Genomic DNA, 21,297 nt, shown 5'->3' with positions numbered 1-21,297 from the left:
CGCCGGCCTGGCCCCCGAGGCGGCACGAGACGGAGGAGCCGGCTCAACAGCGGCGTCGGCCGGGCTCGCCATGACCCACGCCTGGCTGGTGACCGGCCCGCCCGGATCGGGCCGCTCAAATGCCGCCCGCGCCTTCGCCGCCGCCCTGCAGTGCACCGGCCCGGTGCCCGGCTGCGGGCAGTGCAAGCCCTGCCGCGACGTCATGGCCGGCTCCCACCCCGACGTCGTGCGCCTGGCCACCGAGAAGCTCATCATCACCATGGAAGAGGTCAAGACCCTCATCGGTGAGGCCCAACGCCGCCCCTGGACCGGACGCTGGCGCGTCATCCTCGTCGAGGACGCCGACCGCATGGCCGAGCGCACCACCAACGTCCTGCTCAAGTCCATCGAGGAGCCCCCGCCCCAGACCGTCTGGCTGCTGTGCACCCCCAGCGCCGACGACGTCCTGCCCACCATCCGCTCCCGCTGCCGCCTGGTGACGCTGCGGATCCCTCCGGCCGACGCCGTCGCCGAGCTCCTCGTGCGCCGCGACAACGCCGACCCCGAACTGGCCGCCCGGGCCGCCCGCGCCAGCCAGTCGCATATCGGGCTCGCCCGCCACCTGGCCACCGACGCCGGCGCCTGGGACCGGCGCCGCCGCCTCCTGCTCGCCCCGGTCTCCCTGCGCAGCGTCGGCGACGCCGTCCTGGCCGCCGCCTCCCTGGTGGAGGCCACCGAGTCCGAGGCCAAGGAGGCCACCGCCGAGCGCGACGCCCGCGAGAAGGCCGAGCTCACCCGCGCCCTCGGCCTGGAGGGCGACGGGAAGATCCCGGCGGCCCTACGCGCCCAGATCCGCCAGCTCGAGGAGGACCAGAAGCGCCGCGCCAAGCGCGCCCGCACCGACGTGCTGGACCGGGCCATGATCGACCTGCTGTCCTTCTACCGTGACGTGCTCACCACCCAGATGGGTAGCGACGTCGAGCGCGTCAACCTCGACCTGTCCGAGGCCGTCGACCAGGCCGCCCGCACGACGAGCCCCGAGCAGTCCCTGGCCCGCATCGCTGCCATTGAGGAGTGCCGCAGCCGCCTGCGCTCCAACGCCGCCCCCCTGCTGGCCGTCGAGGCCCTCATGGTGCAGTTGCGCCCCCAGGCCGAAGGAAGGTGAGTCCCCCGCCCCGCCCGACCCGCGGCGGGGCATGGCATGAGGCCGCGTCGTCGGGCCTGGACTGCTGCCGCCGCGACCTCCAAAACCAGGACGGCCACGGCCGGGTGTGCAAGAGTCGTGACATGACCGTGACACAGTCCGGGGCCGAGGGCGGCGGCCACGCCGCTCGGTTCGAGCCGATCATCCGCAGATCGAGCCCGCAGGAGCGGGTCATCGCCTGGGGGCTCATTGCCGTCGGCCTGCTGGGGCTGGGCATCGGGCTGGCGATCATGACCTATGGGCAGCTGCGGGGGATGCTCGCCTGCTTCGCCGCGGCGACACTGTGCCTGCTCGTGGGCTACCTGACCCTGCGGCCGCGGACCGTCTTCGACCGGAGCGGCATCCACAGCAGGACGCTGCTGCGCTCTTACGACCTCGCCTGGCCCGGCTCCCGGGACGACTTCGACATCACCCGGGAGACCCGTTCCGCTCGACGCATCGGTGGTGCGGGCCCGAGCGTGCAGGCGACAGTGCGCAGCGAGGCGGACACGGTGGTGCTGGGAGGAATGACCACTCGGGCACTCACCGAGCCCAGGGCTCGCTACCTCATGGAGGACGAGCTCGATCGGCTCTGGGCCTGGGCCGCCTCCTGGGGGCTGGTGCCCGCCGAGGACCCGGAGGACAACGGGACTCGCGGGGGAGAAGGCAACGGCCCATCTCATCCCTGAGAGGGATCATGCACCGGCTGGTCAGTTCATATGATGCTGCTCATGGAAACGAGAATGAAGCATCCTCCCAAGAATCGGCCTTATCGGTCCTCGCCGGCGGTCGTGGACGAGGCGAGAGGCTCGAGTGGCCTTCGACGCCATCGGGTGTCTGCTGGGGTGCTGGCGGCTGTGGCGGGTGTGTGCCTGGGGGTGGGGACCGGTGCGGTTCCTGCTGTTGCGGCGCCCGCTGCGGGGCCGGCTCCGGCTGCGGCTGCGTCGTCCAAGGCGGCGGTGCCCAAGGGGCTGGAGTCCTTTTACGGTCAGAAGGTCGAGTGGTACGACTGCGTGGCCACTGCCGGGGTGGAGAAGTCGGCTGACAAGACCGGTTTTCAGTGCGCCAAGGTCAAGGTGCCGCTGGACTACTCCCAGCCCGGCGGTCAGACCATTGAGATCACGATGAAGAAGCACCTGGCCACCGGCTCGGTGCGCCAGGGCACCCTCTTCATCAACCCCGGCGGCCCCGGTGGATCCGGGGTGGAGGCCGTCAGCACGATGGCAACCTCGACCTTCGCCGGCGTGCAGAAGGCCTACGACATCATCGGCTTCGACCCCCGCGGCGTCGGCTCCTCCACCGCCATCACCTGCACCTCCGACACCGAGGTGACGGCGATGGCGGAGGCCGCCCCGGTCACTGCCGGAGACGGCGCCACGGCATTCGAGCAGCGAGCCGCCGCCATCTCCGCGCAGTTCAAGCAGTTCGAGGCCAGCTGCGCGGCGAACACCAAGCCTGCCGAGCTGCTCGACCATGTGGACACCGTCTCGGTGGCCCGGGATCTTGATGTCCTGCGGGCCCTGTCCGGGGACCAGAAGCTCAACTACACGGGCTTCTCCTACGGCACCTACCTGGGGGCGACCTACGCCGAGCTCTTCCCGGCCAACACCGGCCGCATGGTCCTCGACGGCGCCCTGGACCCCAGCCTGACCTACAACGAGCGCAGGCAGGGGCAGGCCCTGGGCTTTGAACGGGCGCTGCGCAACTATGTCGCCTGGTGCCAGTCGGGACAGAACTGCCCCCTCACCGGTGACACCGACGCGGGCGTCAAGCAGATCGGAGACGTCTTCACCTCGGCCAACCAGTCGCCCGTGCCCTCCTCGGACCCGAACCGTCCGGTGACAGGCGAGGACATGAAGCAGGTGATCTCGCTTCTGCTCTATTCTCCGGAGACTTCCTGGGGGACTGGCAATGAGGCCCTGGCGCAGGTCATCAACGAGCACGACGCCTCGATCTTCAGGACGATACTGAGCCGGCTCGACGCTCAGCCCGTGGTCAGCACCGGTGCGATGATCGGCACCAACTGCCTGGACTACCGGGTCGAGGGCGACATGGCCACCTGGAAGGCGCAGAGTGAGGAACTGGAGAGGATCGCCCCCCGCTTCGCCACTATCGCGGAGGCCGGTGACCTCGGCTGCCAGGCCTGGGGGCACACCGGCACCCAGCCGCCCAAGGCGCTCCACGCCAAGGGGGCCGCGCCGATCCTCGTGATCGGAACGACCGGCGACCCGGCCACTCCGCACGAGTGGGCCGTGGCCCTGGCCGATCAGCTGGACTCCGGCCAGCTCCTCACCTGGGAGGGCAATGGGCACACGGCTTACGCGAACTCCGGGCACGGCCCCTGCGTCACCAAGGCGGTCGACACCTATCTGCTCACCGGCACCATGCCCAAGAAGGGGCTGACGTGCCACGGCACGCAGTGACTCCTCAAGGAACCGCCACCCTCCTGCCAGCTCTCCACTGAGGATCGTCAAGGAGTGCTGCGGGTACTCATCACCGTGGTTGGGGCGCTGGAGACAGACGCCCCAACCACGGTTCTTCTCTGCTCTCACATGCCTGCCCATGACGCGGACAGGTTCCGTTTACTGTTTGTAATATAACGTTTATGAAAAATAGCATGAATGAATTGTCTGGTCCGCGACGAGTCGCTCCAGGGCGTCGTCGGGTGTCCGCCGGGGTGCTGGCGGCTGTGGCGGGCGTGTGCCTGGGGGTGGGGGCCGGTGCGGTTCCTGCTGCTGCGGTGCCCGCTGCGGGGCCGGCCCCGGCTGCGTCGTCCAAGGCGGCGGTGCCCAAGGGGCTGGAGTCCTTCTACGGTCAGAAGGTCGAGTGGTACGACTGCGTGGCCACTGGTGGTATGGCGAAGTCTGCTGACAGGACCGGTTTTCAGTGCGCCAAGGTCAAGGTGCCGCTGGACTACTCCCAGCCCGATGGCCAGACCATTGAGATCGCGATGAAGAAGCATCTGGCCACCGGCTCGGTGCGCCAGGGTTCTCTCTTCGTCAACCCCGGCGGCCCCGGCTACTCCGGAGTAGACATGGTGGAGAGCAACGAGGCACAGTTCTCGCCCACTCTCAACCAGGCCTACGACATCATCGGCTTCGACCCCCGCGGCGTCGGCTCCTCCACCGCCATCACCTGCGACGACGGCGCGGGCCAGCAGCCTGCCAAAGCCGCCCAGGGGGGCATGGGTGTCAACGACCCCCAACCCGGCTCCCTCGTCGCCGACGCCGCCGGGGACGACCCCACCCCCTTCCGGGACGCTGAGAATCCTGCTGCCGACGGCGGTGCGGAGGGCAACATTAGTTTCCCGACCCTGATCGACGAGATCACCAAGGACTTCAAGCAGGAGGAGGCCAACTGCGCCGCCCACACCAAGCCGGCCGGTCTGCTCGACCATGTGGACACCGTCTCGGTGGCTCGGGATCTTGATGTCCTGCGGGCGCTGTCCGGGGACCAGAAGCTCAACTACCTGGGCTTCTCCTACGGCACCTACCTGGGTGCTCACTACGCCGAGCTCTTCCCCGCCAACACCGGCCGCATGGTCCTCGACGGCGCCGTTGACCCTTCCCTGTCACTGGGGGACCGGGCCGCCGGGCAGGCCAAGGGCTTCGAGACCGCACTGCGCACCTACGTCCAGCAGTGCCAGTCCGGCCAGGCCGTCCAGGAGAACCAGAGCTGCCCCCTGACCGGTGACGCCGACGCCGGAGTCCAGCAGGTTCGGTCCCTCATCGCCTCAGCCGACAAGACGCCGCTGAAGACCGCGGACCCGAACGTCACCGTGGACGGCAGCACGATCCGCAGCGTCGTCCGTCGGTTCCTGTACTCCTCCGAGTACTGGCCCTTCCTCACCTACGCCCTCGACCAGGCCATCACCCAGAAGGACGGCTCCTACATCCAGGTGCTCTACGGGAAGGCGACGGCCGGCGGCAGCGCCCCGACCTTCTACGCCGTCAACTGCCAGGACATCCCCGTCCAGGGCGACATGGCCAGCTGGGAGAAGGACTACCAGCAGATCCTCCAGAGCTCGCCAACCTTCGGCGCCTCCTTGGGCAACCAGGATGCGCGCTGTCAGGCCTGGGGGCACAACGGGACCCGCAAGCCCGCACCCATCCACGCCAAGGGGGCGGCCCCCATCCTGGTGGTGGGCACCACCGGTGACCCGGCCACGCCCTACGCCTGGTCCCAGGCCCTGGCCGCTCAGCTCGCCTCCGGTCGGCTCCTGACCTGGGAGGGCAACGGCCACACCGCCTACGGGCGCTCGGGGGCTTGCATCCACAACGCCGTCGACACCTACCTCACCAGAGGGACCATGCCCGAGGAAGGCCTGACCTGCAAGAACGGACAGTGACGCCGGACCGTCCCCGCCCCCGGGGCCTCGATGGGAACTTCTCCCCACTCCGTCTCCAGGAGGAGGCCCCGGGCGGCACGGCCGCATAAGGTTCACGTCGTGACTACTGCGACCTCTCCTCGGCCTCGTATCCAGCCGCTGCTCGTGGCGCTCGCTGCGCTTCTGGCGTGCGGGGGCCTGACCGCCTGCCAGGACGACACCGACATCAAGGCCTCGCCGGCAACGGCGTCGGCCTCGGCAGCGGTCCCGGCCGGGCTGGAGAGCTTCTACAACCAGAAAGTCTCCTGGTACGCCTGCGACAAGAAGGGAATGGGTGAGGCGAAGTCGGGCAAGGACACCGGCTTCACCTGCGCCAAGGTCAAGGTGCCGCTGGACTACGACAACCCCGGCGGCGAGACGATCGATATCGCAGTGAAGAAGCGGGCCGCCGGCGGGGAATCGGTCGGCTCACTGTTCATCAACCCGGGTGGGCCGGGAGGGTCGGGCATCGAGCTGGTCGAAAACGCCGGTTCCTACTTCTCCAAGAACCTCACCGGCTCCTACGACGTCGTCGGCTTCGACCCGCGCGGCGTGGGCGCCTCCACGGCGGTCGACTGCCTGACCGACGCCGAGCTCGACGCCGAACGAGCCGGGGCGAACGACCCGGCGACCCCCTCGGCCACGGCCACCCAGGAGCGGGCTCAGAAGATGGGGGAGGCCTGCGCGTCGAAGACCAGCACCGCGGGGCTCCTGGACCACATCGACACCATCAGTGCCGCTAAGGACCTTGACATCCTGCGGGCGGTTGACGGCCAGCAGACGCTGACCTACCTGGGCTTCTCCTACGGCACCTACCTGGGGGCCACCTACGCTGAGCTGTTCCCGGCCAACACTGGTCGTATGGTCCTCGACGGTGCCGTCGACCCCTCCCTGAGCGCCGAGGAACTGGCCCTGGGGCAGGCCAAGGGCTTCGAGGCCTCGCTGCGGGCCTACGTGGAGAACTGCCAGAGCTCCAAGCTGGGCTGCCCCCTGAGCGGAGACGTCGACTCCGGCGTCTCCCAGGTCCGCGAGTTCCTCGAGTCCACGAAGACGGCGCCGCTGCCGACCTCCGACAGCAAACGGCCACTGACCTACGACCTGGCCGTCTACGGGGTGCTGGGATCGATGTACCAGACCCAGGTGTGGCCTTCCCTCACCCTGGCGCTGTCCCAGGCGATGGGCAAGGTGGGGAAGCCGGATGGAAGCGCGCTGCTGGCCATCGCCGACCTCGTCTCCTCCCGCCAGAGCGACGGTACCTACTCCAATAACGGCGCCGAGGCCCTCATGGCGGTCAACTGCCTGGACTACCCGGTCCAGGGGGACAACGCCTCTTGGGAGGAGAACGCCAAGGCCGTCAATGAGGCCTCACCCACCTTCGGCTCCCAGCTGCTCTACCCCGACGCCTACTGCCAGGGCTGGGGCCACACATCGAGCCGCAAGCGAGAGAAGATCACGGCCTCCGGTGCCGCACCGATCCTCGTGGTGGGCACCACCGGGGACCCGGCCACCCCCTACGCCTGGTCCCAGGCGCTGGCCGATCAGCTCGAGTCCGGTCAGCTCCTGACCTGGAAGGGCAACGGGCACACCGCCTACGGACGCTCCAACGACTGCGTCAAGAAGGCCGTGGACACCTACCTGCTCAACGGGACGATGCCGGACAAGGGGCTCACCTGCTGACCATCGCCAGGCAGGCCGGCCCGACCGGTTCCCGCAGGCCATGAGACCGGCCCTGGACGACGTGAATGTCGTCCGGGGCCGATTCCTCAACCGAGCCGCACCGGCGCTGCGGGGCTCCGGAGCGTCCGACTCACTGGCTCAGCTCTCCGGCGATGGACCGTCCCATCCAGTGAGCCAGATCGTCTCCCGCCAGTCCCTGCGAGAGCAGGAACTGGGTCTTGGCGTAGGCGGCCTCCAGGGTCATGTCGCGGCTGCCGACGGCGCCACTTCGGGCAAGTGCGTCCCCGGCTTCGTAGTGCCCCAGGAGGACCTGGGACTCGTGGCACTGGGAGGTCATGATGACGGCCGTCCCGGCGGCGATCACCCGTTCGACGACGTCGGTCAGCCCCGGCTCCTGGGAGGGCACGTTGCCGACTCCGAAGGCCCGCAGGATCACGGCCTCGGGCAGCGGCGTCAGCAGCGCCTCCAGGCGGGCCGCGGTGATGCCCGGGACCAGGTCGATCACGACGACGTCGTGGCGGGTGTAGGGGGCGGCGTCCTTCCAGCCGATACCCGGCGACGCAGCCTGCGCCCACTGCCACGGGGCGCCAGTGGTGGCCAGAGGGGCCGCGTTGGGGGACTCGAAACCGGTGAAGGCCCACGAGGAGGACTTCGTTACCCGGTTTCCGGCCAGGAGCCGATGACCGAAGAACAGTGCCACCCCGCTGTGGCGCCCGGAGGTGGCGGCCTGGAGCGCCCCGGTGACGTTCGCCGCGGCGTCGCTTCCCAGCTCTCCGAGCGGGAGCTGGGAACCGGTGATGACGACCGGAACGCTCAGATCCGTCAGCGCATAGGACAGGGCGGCGCTGGTGTAGGCCATCGTGTCGGTACCGTGCAGGATGACGAAGGCGGTCTGCGGGTCGGCCGCGGCGTGGGCGTGCAGGTCGTCCACGATCGCCTGCCAGGACAGTGGGGTGGCGTTCGAGGAGTCGATGAGCGGGGCCAGTGAGGTCACCGTCACCGAGCGCGCCAGGGGCGTGCCCGCCAGCAGTGAGTCGAGCCACCCCTCCAGATCCGCGCCGGGCACGAGGCCGTGAGGGGAGTCCACCATCCCGATGGTGCCCCCGGTGTAGATGATGTGAACGCGCATGTGCTCAGCCTCCTACCGTTCAGGCCTCGTACGACGAGGCGGATGCGGCCCCGCCCACCTCGTCGGCGAGGACTTCGTCGAGCAGGTCGCCCCGGATACGTCCCCGTACCGCGTACCAGCCCGCCACCATCATGCCGATGACGATGGCGAACAGGCCCAGAGTCTGCTGTCCGGCCGGGTCGGCTACGTTCGAGACGATAACGACGGTGAAGAAGGCCAGGGCCGCGTAGTTGGTCCAGGGGGCGCCCGGCATCCGGTAGGCCGGGCGCACCTCCTTGCCCTCCTTCACCCGGCGTAGGAAGGCGAGGTGGGTGACGAGGATGGCTCCCCAGGTCCCAGCGATGCCGATGCCGGCCTGAATGATGTCACCGGCATAAGGCACACCGATCCCGGAGAAGAAGGTGACGAAGGGCGACTGATCCTTCAGGTAGGAGGTGTAGGGCAGGACCAGCGCCAGCAGCATGACCGAGCCGACGTAGAAGACGAAGATACGCAGAATCATCGAGTTGATCGCCTTGGGCAGGATCTTCTCGGCCTCCCTCGCCTCACCTGCGGCCACGCCCACCATCTCCGTGCCGCCGAAGGCGAAGACCACGCCGAGGGTCAGGGCGAAGACGATCGGGAATCCCTTGGGGAAGAAGCCACCGTTTCCGATGATGTTGTGGGCCCCTGCGGTGATCGCGCCTCCGTGGGGGTCCGTTCCGGTGTGAAGCCCGAGAACAATGGCGACGATGGCCACCACCATGAAGGACACGATGGCGGCGACCTTGATGAGCGCGAACCAGAACTCCGCCTCACCGAACATCTTGACGTTGAGCATGTTGAGGATGAAGACCAGGACGAGCGCGATGAGCGCGAAGACCCACTGCGGGACAACCTTCAGAGCCGTCCAGTAGTGGAGATAGTTGGCCACGGCCGTGATGTCGGCCATCACAGTGACTGACCAGTCCAGGAAGAAGAACCAGCCGGTGATGTAGGCGCCCTTCTCACCGAGGAACTCACGGGCGTAGGAGACGAATGCGCCGGAGGAAGGCCTGCGGATGGCGAGCTCACCCAGAGCACGCACCATGAGGAAGGCGAAGATTCCACAGACGGCATAGGCGAACATCAGTCCCGCCCCGCCGTCCTTGAGTCGGCCGCCGGCCCCCATGAAAAGGCCCGTGCCGATGGAGCCGCCAATGGCGATCATCTGCAGGTGGCGGTTCTTCAACGACTTGTTGTACCCGGCGTCGCCGCGGTCCCGGATCTGGTCGGGCTGGGAAGTGCGTGAGGATGACGACGAAGCACCCGAGTGCGGTGATGGAGAGGTGGGGGAGTGGCTGGATGGAGACTCGCTCATAGAGATCCTTACGGAGAGGAAGACCTGTTGAATGACGTGCGGAGAATACCGGGCCCGATTGGTTCAGGTGACGCGGGGCGGCTGCTGCGCTCAGTCGCACGCCTGTCCCGAATGTGCCCTCCTGCCATCGCGATCCCGTGCTGAGTCGGGGGAACCAGGGGGTTCTGGGGCCTGAGAAGGGCCTCCGTCTTCAGCTTCAGCGGCGGTTGTGATGCGGTGAGGAGGGCGGTTGACTGTGTCGAGGAACACGGTTCTCCTTGCGGTGCTGGATTGCGGTGGTGACCGCAGGGCCGGTATGTTCGGCTCTGCTGCTTGTGCCAGCGCCGCCTTAGCTCAGTCGGCAGAGCGATTCACTCGTAATGAATAGGTCGTGGGTTCGATTCCCACAGGCGGCTCGATCAGCCCCGGGAGGTAATGCCTTCCGGGGCTTTCAGGTACCGGGCGCCTCACCCGCGGCCTGTCGATGTGCCCTCCGGCACATCTGGTGGCTACAGCGGTTGTGGGTTTCTGGGATGACCGTGTGGCCGAATTCCTTCGTCGCCCAGTGACCGGCCGGGCCATGGCTCCAACGGGGCGGATTCTTCCAGCTCGACGTGATGTGACCTCAGGGTGGGAGCTGTGGTGACGCAGGCATTCTCTTCCGGCTGAGAGAATCCCCCACCGCTATCTGGGAGTCGCCTGGGAGATTGGCTGTCTCGGATTGACTGATCGTTGGATACCTCTATGCGGCCGGAGGCGAGGGGGGTGTCGTGCCTGGATTGTTCCGCCAGGTCTCGTGGGGATCTCCAAAGGGGACCTCAGTGCTTTCACAGTTTTCGTCTCAGTCATCAAGGTGTTCAGGGTGGTATGGCGGCGCGCATCGCTGTGTGATTGGGGAGGGCGGGTGGCTGGTAATGAGGGTGGCGAAAAGCCGTGTTGCATTGAGGGCAACTATTGTTTAATCTAACGTTGTCCGCAGCGGGATACATCCTTCAGACCCGCTCCCTCCACTCAGAATGAGGAATCATGGCACAGAAGACTCAGGTCATCCTCGTCGACGATGTCGACGGGTCCGAGGCCAATCAGACCGTCACCTTCGCCCTTGACGGTGTCACCTACGAGATCGACCTGAACGACGAGCACGCAGCTGCTCTTCGTGAGTCCCTTGAGGAATGGGTCGGAAAGGCTCGTCGCACCGGCGGCCGTCGCAGCTCCGGTCGTCGTCGTTCCAGCGGTCCTTCTGACACTCAGAAGATTCGCGAGTGGGCCCGCGAGCAGGGCCTTGAGGTTTCTGACCGCGGTCGCGTCTCCGCTGAGGTGCGCAAGGCCTACTACGAGGTCAACCCCGGCAACTGAGGGAACATGGGGTGCCTGGCTCACATGAGGCCGGCACCCCGCATCGAGTTATTCTCGAGCTGATTGCCACCTCGCACTACGGCTCTGGTTGTACGCTCAGGCGCACCACCAGAGCCGTAGTGTTTTCAATACGTGAATTCGCTCCGTGAACGGGCGTTATCGCTGCGAGCGGTGCCTTCGGGCCGATGCGCTCGCGCCCTCACCCGCTGAGATCGCCCTTCTTAGGCCTCGCGCCATGCCCGCGATCCTGGCAGGATAGGGCCATGGCTTACACCCTCGTACTGCTCCGCCACGGCGAGAGCGAATGGAACGCGAAGAACCTCTTCACCGGCTGGGTCGATGTCCCGCTGTCAGACAAGGGCCGCGCCGAGGCCGTCCACGGTGGTGAGCTCCTCAAGGAGGCAGGTGTCCTCCCCGAGAAGCTCTTCACCTCGATGCTGCGTCGCGCCATCATGACCGCCAACCTCTCCCTGGACGCCGCGGACCGCCACTGGATCCCGGTGGAGCGCAGCTGGCGCCTCAACGAGCGCCACTACGGCGCCCTGCAGGGCAAGAACAAGAAGGAGATCCGGGACGAGTACGGAGAGGAGCAGTTCATGCAGTGGCGCCGCTCCTACGACGTGCCGCCGCCGGCCATCAAGGCCGGCTCGGAGTTCTCCCAGGATGCCGACCCCCGCTACGCCGGTGAGCCCATCCCCGCCACCGAGTGCCTCAAGGACGTTCTCGAGCGCCTCCTGCCCTACTGGGAGGGCACCGTCGTCCCCGAGATCAAGACCGGCAAGACCGTCATGATCGCCGCCCACGGCAACTCGCTGCGCGCCATCGTCAAGCACCTCGACGACATCTCCGACGACGACATCGCCGGCGTCAACATCCCCACCGGGATCCCGCTGGTCTACGAGCTCGACGAGGAGACCCTCAAGCCGCTCAAGAAGGGCGGCCGCTACCTCGACCCCGAGGCCGAGGCCAAGATCGCAGCAGTGGCCAACCAGGGCAAGTGAGCCCCGGCGACCTGCCGCACCCTCAATGACGCGGGCGGCGTCGGACCCCAAGGAAGGTCCGGCGCCGCCCGTCTCGTCGGCTCCAAGTGCTCAGTGGAGCGCGTCAGCGTCCTCGGCGTCATGCGTCTCGGGCATGGAGGCTCCCGAGACGAGGTAGGCCACGCGGCTGGCCACCGAGGTGGAGTGGTCGCCGAAGCGCTCCAGGAAACGGCCCATGAGGACGGCGTCAATGACCTGCTGGCGGCTCAGGTCGTGAGCCGGGTCCAGGATCATCTGGAAGGAACGACGGTGCAGGGCGTCGAGCTCGGCGTCGTTGGTCTGAATGACGGAGGCCAGCTCCAGGTCCCGCGTCGAGATGAGGCGGGCGACGTCCCTGCCGGCGCGCACCGCCAGGTCCGCCATCTCCAGGATGAGTCCCAGGACCGGCTCGGGCAGCGGTGGCTCGGGGTAGCGGCCGCGGGCGATGGCCGCCACGTGGCGAGCCAGGTCGCCCTGGCGCTCCAGGGTCTGGGCCATGCGCAGCGCGGACAGGACGTTGCGCAGGTCCCCGGCCACCGGCTGCTGGCGGGCCAGCAGCATGACGCACAGGTCGTCGATGTCGCGCTGGAGGTCGTTGATGCGCTCGTCGGCGTCGATCACCTGCTCGGCGATGACGATGTCCCCCTGGCGCAGGGACTCCGCGGCCCGCTCGATCGCGGTGGCGACCTGGTTGGCCATGGACTCGAGGTCGGAGCCCAGCTGCTTGAGCTCCTGGTTGAAGATGGCGCGCATGAGGTTGCTCCTGTTCCGGGCGAGGACCGATGGCTCGGGCCGGTCGGTGAGGTGGCGGGGCGGCGCTGCTCGACGATCCGGTCGAGGCCGCCGCCAAGGATGTTGTCCCTAAGCACAGCAGCCCTGCGACGCCGCCGCAAGCGGCACGCCCACAGGCGGTGCCGGCCGGTGGGTGCCGTCGGGGCTCAACTACCCTAGAGGCGTGGGCCTGACCGTCATCGTTCTCCTCCTCGCCGCCGCCGCTTTCACGTGCCTGGGGGCGGCGATCGGTGTTGCGCTGTCCCGGCGCGAGCGCAGGGCGGCCACGAGCGCCGCAGACCTGGCAGGCCTGGCCGGGACCGACACGGCCGTCCCGGTGCTGGCGGCACTGCGCTCGACAGTCGTCGTCCTCGATGACGACGACGAGGTCCTGCGCGCCTCGGCGTCGGCCTACACCTTCAACATCGTGCGCGACGACGCCGTCATCGAGCCGACCGTGGCGGCGATGGTGGGGCGCGTGCGCGCCTCAGGCCAGGCGCAGGACGCGGCCGTCACCGTGGCCCGGGGGAGGGTGCCGGGCGCGGGCCAGTTCCACCTGCAGGTGCGCGCGGCCGGCATCGGCCAGGGGCGCGTCCTCATCCTCATCGAGGACCACACCGCCGCCCGCCGGGTGGAGGCCATGCGTCGCGACTTCGTCGCCAACGTCTCCCACGAGCTCAAGACCCCGGTCGGCGCGATCCAGCTGCTCGCCGAGACCGTCGAGGCCGGCGCCGACGACCCCGACTTCGTGCGCGACTACTCCGGGCGCATGCGCAAGGAGGCCCGCCGCCTGGGCGTCCTGGTCCAGGAGATCATCGAGCTCACCCGCCTCCAGGAGGGTGACGCCCTGGCCGAGCCCGAGGTCGTCGACATCGACGACGTCGTCGCCGAGGCCGTGGACCGGGTGCGCGTCGAGGCCGACGGCCGCCAGATTGCCCTCGTGGCCGGCGGAACCAAGGGACTGCGGGTGCGCGGCGACGCCGCCCTCATCACCACCGCCGTGCGCAACCTGCTGGACAACGCCATCCGCTACTCCGAGCCGCGCACCCGGGTCTCGGTGGGCGTCTCGCTGGACGCGGAGGACCCCGACATCGTGCGCATCGCCGTGGTCGACCAGGGCATCGGCATCCCCAAGGAGGAGCAGGAGCGCGTCTTCGAGCGCTTCTACCGCGTCGACAAGGCCCGCTCGCGCGCCACCGGGGGCACCGGCCTGGGTCTGAGTATCGTCAAGCACGTGGCCGCCGACCACGGCGGCACCGTCGAGCTGTGGTCCGCCCCGGGACGCGGCTCCACCTTCACCCTCGTGCTGCCGCGCCTGGGCGAGGGCGAACCGGTGAAGGGCGAGTCGGTCGGGGCTGGTCCGGTCCAGGACCAGCCCGCCGACGTCGCAGCGGAGCACACCCCCGGGAGCGGGTCATGAGCCCGGCAGAGCGCTCCGCAGGGACGGGCGCAGAGGCTGGTGCGGCGTCGGGTGCGGGGGCGCCCGCCCCCTCCGGTGCACCGGCCGCGTCGTCGATGACGCCGGTGAGCGGCCCAATGCGGATCCTCCTGGTCGAGGACGAGGAGAACTTCCGCGACCCACTCGCCTTCGGCCTGCGGCGTGACGGCTTCGAGGTGGTTGAGGCCGAGGACGGCCAGCGCGCCGTCGAGATCTTCGAGGCCTCCCGGCGCCCCGGCGGCGTCGGCCCCATCGATCTGGTCCTGCTGGACCTCATGCTGCCCCGCCTGGACGGGATCGAGGTGTGCACCCGGATCCGGCGCTCCTCCTCCGTGCCGGTCATCATGCTCACCGCCAAGGACACCGAGCTGGACAAGATCGTCGGCCTGGAGATCGGGGCCGACGACTATGTCACCAAGCCCTACTCCTACCGGGAGCTCCTGGCGCGCCTCAAGGCGGTCCTGCGTCGTAGCCGTGCGGCCGCCCCGGAGCCCGAGCCGGTGCTGGTCGCCGGCGGGGTGCGGATGGACGTCGAGCGCCACGAGGTCAGGGTCAACGGCGAGGTGGTCGCCATGCCGTTGCGGGAGTTCGAGCTCCTGGAGCTGTTTCTGCGTCACCCCGGCCGCGTGCTCACCCGCAACCAGATCCTGGAGCGCCTGTGGGGGCCCGATTACGAGGGCGACACGAAAACTCTGGACGTCCATGTCAAACGGCTTCGCGGCAGGATTGAGGCCGACGCCTCCAAACCGGTTCTCATCACCACGGTCAGGGGGCTCGGCTATCGCCTGGACGGGGATTCTGAGCACTGATTCTCCATTGCGGGTGGCACCGCAGTTCTCGCCGCCGGTCCCGGGCCGCGCCCGCCGTGACCTCTGTGAGATACGTCCCCGATCTTTGCGCGGAATGACCTGATAAACTAGAGATCCGCAAACCAGTCTGGAGAGTCATCCTTATGACCTATGAAGTCGGTGAGACTGTCGTCTACCCGCACCACGGGGCCGCCCGGATCATTGATATCCGGCAGCGCAAGGTACGCGGTGAGGAGAAGACGTATCTGCAGCTCGAGGTGGCCCAGGGTGACCTGACCATCTTGGTTCCCGCCGAAAGCGTTGAGCTCATCGGCGTCCGTGACGTGGTTGATGAGACCGGTTTGGAAAAGGTCTTCGAGGTGCTGCGGGCGCCGCTGACCGAGGAGCCCACGAACTGGTCTCGCCGTTTCAAGGCCAACCAGGAGAAGATCGCCTCCGGGGATGTCATCAAGGTTGCCGAGGTCGTGCGGGATCTCTCCCGTCGTGACACGGACCGCGGCCTGTCTGCCGGCGAGAAGCGCATGCTCGCCAAGGCCCGCCAGATTCTCGTCTCCGAGCTGGCCCTGGCCCAGAAGACTCCCGAGGAGGAGGCCGAGTCCCGCCTGGACGAGGTTCTCGCGTCCTAGTACCGCGCAGCGCTCGTGCTCAGGTTGTCGAGGACGCGGTAGCGTCCTGCCCGTGAGCACCAGCCCTTCATCCCAAGCATCCGCCCCGCCCGAGTCTGCTCCGGGTGGGGCGGTCGCCGTTCTCACCGCGGCGGGCTCCGGCTCCCGCCTGGGCGCCGGGGTCCCCAAGGCCCTCGTCCCGGTGGGCGGCGTCAGCCTCCTGCGGCGGGCGGCGGCCGGGCTCGTCGCCTCGGGCGCCGTCAGCCACGTCGTCGTCACCGCCCCCGCTGAGGAGGTCGACCGGTTCCGCGCCGAGCTCGAGGGCCTGCTGGACGCATCGGCCGGGGCCGTGGCGGGACGATGCGGCGGGATCGAGGTTGTTGCCGGCTCTCCCCGATCCAGGCAGGCCTCCGTGGCCCTGGGGCTTGCAGCGGCCCTGGCCGCCGTGCCGCAGGCCGACGTCGTCATCGTCCACGACGCCGCGCGGGCGCTGACGCCCCCGGAGGTGACGCAGCGGGTGGTCGCCGCCGTGCGGGCCGGACACGAGGCCGTGGTCCCGGCGCTGCCCGTGACCGATACCGTCAAGGAGGTCGAGCCCCGCCGGGAGGGGGAGCCCGAGCCCGTCGTCGGCACCCCCCGACGCGACCGGCTCCGGGCGGTCCAGACCCCCCAGGGATTCTCGACCCCCGTGCTCGTCGCCGCCCACCGGGCCGGGGCCGGGCGGGCCGGAGACGAGGCGCTCGCCGCCTCCGACGACGCCGGCCTCGTTGAGGCCTGCGGCGGCAGCGTCGTCGTCGTCGCCGGTGACGAGCGCGCCATGAAGGTGACCACGCCGATGGATCTGGCCCTGGCCGAGCTGCTCCTGGAACAGCGGTTCGCCGGGGGGAGGCGCCCTGCGCAGGCCAGTGGGGAGAACTGACAATCAGGTCTGTTCCCCTTTCGGTACCGCTGCCGGCCCGGATGGTTCTATCGTCTCTCCCATGAGCACGACAGTGACTGCTCCGACGCAGGCCGGCTCCCGCACCCGGCTCCTGTCCTGGCCCGTCATCGCCTGGGGCCTGTGGGACTGGGGGTCGGCGGCCTTCAACGCGGTCATCACCACCTTCGTCTTCACCGTCTACCTGGTCAGCGACTCCTTCGGGGCCAAGGCGGACAACGAGTCGGCGCTGTCCCTCGGGCTGGCCATCGCCGGGCTGTTCATCGCCCTGCTGGCGCCGGTGACCGGGCAGCGCTCGGACCGAGGCGGGCGGACCGTCTTCTGGCTCGGGGGCTACACCGCGGTGGTGGTGGCGGTCTCGGCGGCCCTGTTCCTGGTACGACCTGAACCCGGCTACCTGTGGTTCGGCATCGTCCTGCTGGGGATCGGCAACATCTTCTTCGAGCTGGCCTCGGTCAACTACAACGCCATCCTCAACCACCTGGCCTCCAAGGACCGCATCGGTGCCGTCAGCGGCCTGGGGTGGGGGATGGGCTACCTCGGCGGCATCGTCCTGCTGCTCATCCTCTACGTCGCTCTCGTGGGGCCGAGCCCCCTGGTCTCCTTCTCGGCCGGAAGCGGGATGGGGGTGCGCGTCGCCATGCTCGTGTCAGCGGCCTGGTTCGGCCTGTCCGCACTTCCCGTCCTCATCAACCGCTCCCGCAGGCTCGGGCGCTCCCGCGCCGAGGACGTCGGGGAGGTCAGCGAGGGGATGACGACCGCTGAACCGGGACGGGACCGGGCCGCCATGGAGGCTGAGCCGGTGGAGGCCGTCTCCCACCAGGGCAGGCGCAAGGAGTCGATCCTGACCTCCTACAAGCTGCTGTGGCGCACCCTGCTCTACCTGCACAACTTCCAGCCGCGCCTGCTGTGGTTCCTGCTGGCCGCCGCCGTCTTCAGGGACGGGCTGGCAGGGGTCTTCACCTACGGCGGCATCATCGCCCAGAACACCTTCGGCTTCTCATCGGGCGACGTCATCATCTTCGCCATCGTGGCCAACATCGTGGCCGGCATCGCCACCATCTGGGCCGGGCGGCTCGATGACCGCTTCGGGCCACGCAACGTCATCATGGCCAGCCTCATCATCCTGGTGGTGGCCGGACTGCTGGTGTTCTTCCTGCACACCGCCGGGGCCGTGGCCTTCTGGGTGCTGGGCCTGCTCCTGTCGGCCTGCGTGGGGCCGGCCCAGTCGGCCGCCCGTTCCTTCCTGGCCCGCCTCATCCCCGAGGGGCAGGAGGGAGAGATCTTCGGGCTCTACGCGACCACCGGGCGGGCGGTCTCCTTCATGGCGCCCGCGATGTACGGCATCTTCATCTACCTGGGGACGCGCCTGGTCGGGCCGGGCGCGAACTACTGGGGGATCCTCGGGATCGTCGCGGTGCTGGCCATGGGGCTGCTCCTCATGCTGCGCGTGGGCGACCCCGTCGCCGAGGAGGAGTCGGCCGCGTAGGCCGCCGTCGCGTTCGTCCCTTGTGCCGCGCGTTCGGGGGTTCAGGGTACGAACTCGCGACCTACCCTACGAACGCGAGGCGCTTCATCACGGCGAGGCCCTCCTCGGCGCCGAAGCCGAGCGCCCTCACCCCGGCCCGCCTGTGCCCCGAACCGGCCTACTCCACGAGGGTGGGGATCTACTGGCCGCGGGTTGTGTGTACTGCACGAAGGCCCCACCTACCTGGAGTACTCCCGACCCTCCTCCAGTGGCACCCCACCCTCGTGGAGTGGGCATGGCCAGCAGCTTGGTGTCCATGACGCTGACATCAGCTCCGCACCGACGCGGCACGCCGAAGACCAACCGCGGAATTTCAACGATTCTCAAGGGGGCTTCAAGGGTGGGCTCGTTGATGTCAGCGCTGTGGACACTGGGCGGAGGACGGGATCGACTCCGTGGAGCCTTGGAAGCGAAGCCGGGCGCGAACTACTGGGGGATCCTCGGGATCGTCGCGGTGCTGGCCATGGGGCTGCTCCTCATGCTGCGCGTGGGCGACCCCGTCGCCGAGGAGGAGTCGGCCGCGTAGGCCGCCGTCGCGTTCGTACCTTATGCCGCGTGTTCGGGGGTTAAGGGTACGAACTCGCGACCTACCCTACGAACTCGCGGTGTTTCAGTTATCGGCGTGCAGACGGGCCGATAACCTCCGAGAAAGGACTCGGCCCGCGGTTCGGAAGTCCGAACCGCGGGCCCAAGCCTCGCGAGGTCCCACCTGCAACCCGGGGTCCCATGCACCCGAGGAGGCGGTTCCTCCTTCGCCGAAACGATGATGTCAGGCTCCCTATGACCCAACTTCATCTCAGGGGATCGATCTGTCACTGGGCTCCCCAACCCTCGAGACCGTTCCTGTCCGGCGGCGACTACTATGTAACGCCCTCACCCTGTGAGGATGAGGGGCAGATCCCTGGGAAAAATCTGGGAAATTCGCGGACGGGTTGGTTCGTTGACTCAAGTCTTCCCCTGAGGGGGATTGGGGCTCAGTTCCGCTCAGGAGACAGGGGAGAACCGCACCGCGGTGCCTGAAGCGGTCACCATGAGCATGCCGTTGTCTGTCCCCAGTGCCTCGTAGTCGATGTCGACGCCGACGACACCTTCAGCGCCGAGCTCCTGGGCACGCTGCACCATCTCCGCCAGGGCTGTCTCCCGGGCCTGGATCAGCTCTTCCTCGTAGGACTGGGAACGGCCACCCACGAAGTTTCGGAACCCCGCGGCCATGTCCTTGAGGAAATTGACTCCTGCGACGGTCTCACCGCAGACGACTCGCAGGTACTGGGTCACGGGGTAACCCTCGACGGTGGGGGTGGTGGTCACGAGCATGACGACGATTCCGTTCTTGTGGGGTGGTGGTTGGTGCAAGCACCCTACAGGAGGCCTTATGATGCGGCCCGCTTCGCCAAGCGCAACAGGCGGCTGTAGCGCTCGCTGATCCGCGCATGGGGGACGGGCTCCCCGTCGAGGCTCCAAGCCAGGAGGTGCTCCAGGCTGAATCGAGAGGCGCAGCGCGAACATGAGACGGGTGAGGTTGGACGGCGCATGCGGTCCACCTCGTGGCCCGCCGGGCACCTGCCCACCCAGCGTCCCCGTAGCCGCGGAGCCTGGGCGTCAATGAGCCGCCGGCCTGTCGCTCCCAGTCGAGTCGCCTCGGCGGCCCAGACGGCGTCGTGCCCGTGGTGGGGGCCGACGCGGGCATGGGCGATCTCGTGCAGGATCGTCTCGCGGACCTGGGCCTCGTCGTACAGGCTCATGAGATGGCGGCTGAGCGTGAGCCGACGTCGTGCATGATCCGTCTGGCCGGCCCGCCGACGCGCCCGGTCGAAGGCCAGATCCCAGTCGCCGACGTCGGCCTCCTCCATGAGGGAGCGCGCCAGGCTCAGGACGTCGGGAAGATTCACGGCCCCACGGTATGCGACGGCGGACTCACCCGGCCGACGGCGGTGCTGTGGGACGCATCGCCTCCCGTCGAATCCCGGTCGGACAGTCGTCTTGGGAAGCCCGGGCTGCTTCGGGCCGTGCATCGGCCCGTTATGTGACACGATGGCGCTGATGTCCCACCATCCCTCCGGCCGACGTCCGCGGCCCCAACGAAGCACCGCAGGATCCGGCTCGCCTCAGCCCGCACGAGCGCCGCGCAGTGCCCGCCCGGCCGCGCAGCGCGGTACCGATCACGCCCGGCGGGAGGATGCGAGTCGCCGTTCCGGGCGGGCGAAGAGGAGTCGAGGAGGCCGTGGGCGCTTCGGGCTCCTGCGCGCCGGTGCCAGACGGAGGCGGGGGCGCAGGGGCGGTGTCCGTCATCCCTTCCTGAGAAGCCCGATCGGCGTCGCCCTGGTCGCCTTCCTGGTCACGCTCCTGGTGGGACTCATTGTGCTGCGTGCAACCGGTTCCTCACTGGGTGGCTTCGCTCTGGGGTGGGGACGGGCCTCTGATACCGGAACAGCTTCTGCGCCAGCACCCCTGGTGCCCGACGCCAGCGGCTTCAACGCCGCCCGCATCATTGATGACGAGGTCTTCTACGACTCCCAGGCCATGACGCGCGAGGAGATCGCCGCCTTTCTCACTAAAGTCAACGCTGGCTGCCAGCCGGGCAGTGACGGCACCGAGTGCCTGGCCACCGCCACCTTCTCCGTGCAGGCCCGCCCGGCCAGCACCTTCTGCCCCGGAGGCATCGAGGCCGCCTCCGGTGTCAGCGCGACCGACGTCATCTGGGAGGTCTCCCAAGCCTGCGACATCAATCCCCAGGTGCTCCTCGTCCTCATTCACAAGGAGCAGGGGCTACTCACCGCCTCTGGCGCGAACCTGAACGCTCGCGACTATGAGGCCGCAGCCGGTTACGCCTGCCCCGACCACGGGACCTGCGACCCCCAGTGGGCCGGCTTCCCCTCCCAGCTCTACGGGGCGGCCTCCCAATTCCATCGCTACCGTCTCGACCCGGGCAGCTACGACGTCGTGGCGCAGCAGCCCAGACAAATCGCCTACTCGCCCGATGTGCTGTGCGGCAGCGGCGAGGTGACGGTGGCCAACCAGGCGACGGCGGGCCTGTACAACTACACGCCCTACCAGCCCAATGAGGCCGCCGCCCATGGCGGGGACCAGTGCACCTCGTGGGGCAACTGGAACTTCTACGGCTACTTCAAGACGCTCTTCGGCGCTCCGACGTCGGCCTGAGGGTGTCCAGTGCAGGGGCGGAT

Annotated in this window: 19 protein-coding genes and 1 tRNA gene; 15 read left to right on the top strand and 5 right to left on the bottom strand. The window is 68.5% G+C overall.

All coding sequences use genetic code 11. From position 1 onward, the window contains the following. From RIV14_RS04545 to RIV14_RS04525, 5 genes are all read left to right on the top strand, one after another. The coding region (locus tag RIV14_RS04545; protein WP_309324934.1) for a DNA polymerase III subunit delta' at positions 1-1,144 on the top strand (1,144 nt) is incomplete at its 5' end. A 122-nt stretch (positions 1,145-1,266) separates the two neighbouring features. After that, positions 1,267-1,851, top strand: a complete 585-nt coding sequence (locus RIV14_RS04540) for a hypothetical protein (RefSeq protein ID WP_075372388.1) — start codon at positions 1,267-1,269, stop codon at positions 1,849-1,851. 144 nt (positions 1,852-1,995) lie between these two features. Beyond that, positions 1,996-3,585 carry an alpha/beta hydrolase gene (locus tag RIV14_RS04535; RefSeq protein ID WP_075372387.1) on the top strand — a complete coding sequence of 530 codons (1,590 nt, stop codon included), beginning with the start codon at positions 1,996-1,998 and terminating at the stop codon, positions 3,583-3,585. A 194-nt stretch (positions 3,586-3,779) separates the two neighbouring features. Further along, positions 3,780-5,510 (top strand): alpha/beta hydrolase, encoded by a 1,731-nt coding sequence (locus tag RIV14_RS04530; RefSeq protein WP_309324932.1) that lies wholly within the window; start codon positions 3,780-3,782, stop codon positions 5,508-5,510. Positions 5,511-5,540: 30 nt separating this feature from the next. After that, the gene (locus RIV14_RS04525; protein WP_143224201.1) at positions 5,541-7,205 is read left to right on the top strand and encodes an alpha/beta hydrolase; all 1,665 of its coding nucleotides are present in this window, start codon (positions 5,541-5,543) and stop codon (positions 7,203-7,205) included. Between the two features lie 130 nt (positions 7,206-7,335). Here RIV14_RS04525 and RIV14_RS04520 read toward each other — a convergent pair whose 3' ends face one another. Together RIV14_RS04520 and RIV14_RS04515 are read right to left on the bottom strand one after the other, a co-directional pair. Then, positions 7,336-8,334, bottom strand: a complete 999-nt coding sequence (locus tag RIV14_RS04520; protein WP_075372384.1) for an asparaginase — start codon at positions 8,332-8,334, stop codon at positions 7,336-7,338. Positions 8,335-8,353: 19 nt separating this feature from the next. Beyond that, the gene (locus RIV14_RS04515) at positions 8,354-9,673 is read right to left on the bottom strand and encodes an amino acid permease (protein ID WP_081381832.1); all 1,320 of its coding nucleotides are present in this window, start codon (positions 9,671-9,673) and stop codon (positions 8,354-8,356) included. A 322-nt stretch (positions 9,674-9,995) separates the two neighbouring features. Here RIV14_RS04515 and RIV14_RS04510 point away from each other — a divergent pair. The 3 genes from RIV14_RS04510 to RIV14_RS04500 all read left to right on the top strand — a co-directional run bounded on the left by RIV14_RS04510 (position 9,996) and on the right by RIV14_RS04500 (position 12,009). Next, positions 9,996-10,068: transfer RNA gene (locus RIV14_RS04510), tRNA-Thr, on the top strand. A gap of 610 nt (positions 10,069-10,678) precedes the next feature. Continuing rightward, positions 10,679-11,008 carry a histone-like nucleoid-structuring protein Lsr2 gene (locus RIV14_RS04505; protein ID WP_070659414.1) on the top strand — a complete coding sequence of 110 codons (330 nt, stop codon included), beginning with the start codon at positions 10,679-10,681 and terminating at the stop codon, positions 11,006-11,008. A 263-nt stretch (positions 11,009-11,271) separates the two neighbouring features. Next, entirely contained in the window at positions 11,272-12,009 is a 738-nt protein-coding gene (locus RIV14_RS04500; RefSeq protein ID WP_075372383.1) for a phosphoglyceromutase, read from the top strand. Between the two features lie 90 nt (positions 12,010-12,099). Here the strand turns inward: RIV14_RS04500 and phoU are convergent, their stop codons facing one another. Further along, positions 12,100-12,780, bottom strand: coding sequence for a phosphate signaling complex protein PhoU (phoU, locus tag RIV14_RS04495; RefSeq protein ID WP_075372382.1), 681 nt, complete (start codon positions 12,778-12,780; stop codon positions 12,100-12,102). Positions 12,781-12,982: 202 nt separating this feature from the next. On the opposite strand from phoU, the gene RIV14_RS04490 reads away from it, so the two are divergent. The 6 genes from RIV14_RS04490 to RIV14_RS04465 all read left to right on the top strand — a co-directional run bounded on the left by RIV14_RS04490 (position 12,983) and on the right by RIV14_RS04465 (position 18,641). Further along, on the top strand, positions 12,983-14,218 hold the full coding sequence (locus RIV14_RS04490) for a sensor histidine kinase (RefSeq protein WP_075372381.1): 1,236 nt from the start codon (positions 12,983-12,985) through the stop codon (positions 14,216-14,218). A 95-nt stretch (positions 14,219-14,313) separates the two neighbouring features. After that, positions 14,314-15,045, top strand: coding sequence for a response regulator transcription factor (locus tag RIV14_RS04485; protein ID WP_081379575.1), 732 nt, complete (start codon positions 14,314-14,316; stop codon positions 15,043-15,045). Between the two features lie 143 nt (positions 15,046-15,188). Beyond that, positions 15,189-15,671 carry a CarD family transcriptional regulator gene (locus tag RIV14_RS04480; protein ID WP_003779424.1) on the top strand — a complete coding sequence of 161 codons (483 nt, stop codon included), beginning with the start codon at positions 15,189-15,191 and terminating at the stop codon, positions 15,669-15,671. A gap of 52 nt (positions 15,672-15,723) precedes the next feature. Beyond that, positions 15,724-16,569: an IspD/TarI family cytidylyltransferase gene (locus RIV14_RS04475; protein WP_075372379.1), complete on the top strand. Its 846-nt coding sequence runs from the start codon at positions 15,724-15,726 to the stop codon at positions 16,567-16,569. 61 nt (positions 16,570-16,630) lie between these two features. Then, positions 16,631-18,076 (top strand): MFS transporter, encoded by a 1,446-nt coding sequence (locus tag RIV14_RS04470; RefSeq protein WP_075372378.1) that lies wholly within the window; start codon positions 16,631-16,633, stop codon positions 18,074-18,076. A 442-nt stretch (positions 18,077-18,518) separates the two neighbouring features. Further along, on the top strand, positions 18,519-18,641 hold the full coding sequence (locus RIV14_RS04465) for a hypothetical protein (RefSeq protein WP_256695060.1): 123 nt from the start codon (positions 18,519-18,521) through the stop codon (positions 18,639-18,641). Between the two features lie 458 nt (positions 18,642-19,099). On the opposite strand, the gene RIV14_RS04460 is transcribed toward RIV14_RS04465, so the two are convergent. Further along, positions 19,100-19,429, bottom strand: coding sequence for a putative heavy metal-binding protein (locus RIV14_RS04460; protein WP_075372377.1), 330 nt, complete (start codon positions 19,427-19,429; stop codon positions 19,100-19,102). A 56-nt stretch (positions 19,430-19,485) separates the two neighbouring features. Further along, on the bottom strand, positions 19,486-20,004 hold the full coding sequence (locus RIV14_RS04455) for a SprT-like domain-containing protein (protein WP_075372376.1): 519 nt from the start codon (positions 20,002-20,004) through the stop codon (positions 19,486-19,488). Positions 20,005-20,155: 151 nt separating this feature from the next. Between RIV14_RS04455 and RIV14_RS04450 the strand changes: the two genes are divergently transcribed. Further along, positions 20,156-21,274, top strand: a complete 1,119-nt coding sequence (locus RIV14_RS04450; protein ID WP_256699275.1) for a hemagglutinin — start codon at positions 20,156-20,158, stop codon at positions 21,272-21,274. The last annotated feature ends 23 nt before the right edge of the window (positions 21,275-21,297 follow it).

Source organism: Actinomyces acetigenes (assembly GCF_031296635.1).
GTDB classification, from domain to species: Bacteria; Actinomycetota; Actinomycetes; order Actinomycetales; family Actinomycetaceae; genus Actinomyces; species Actinomyces acetigenes.
Note: the sequence above shows the minus strand (reverse complement) of the source record. Positions and strands in the feature narration are given on the sequence as shown.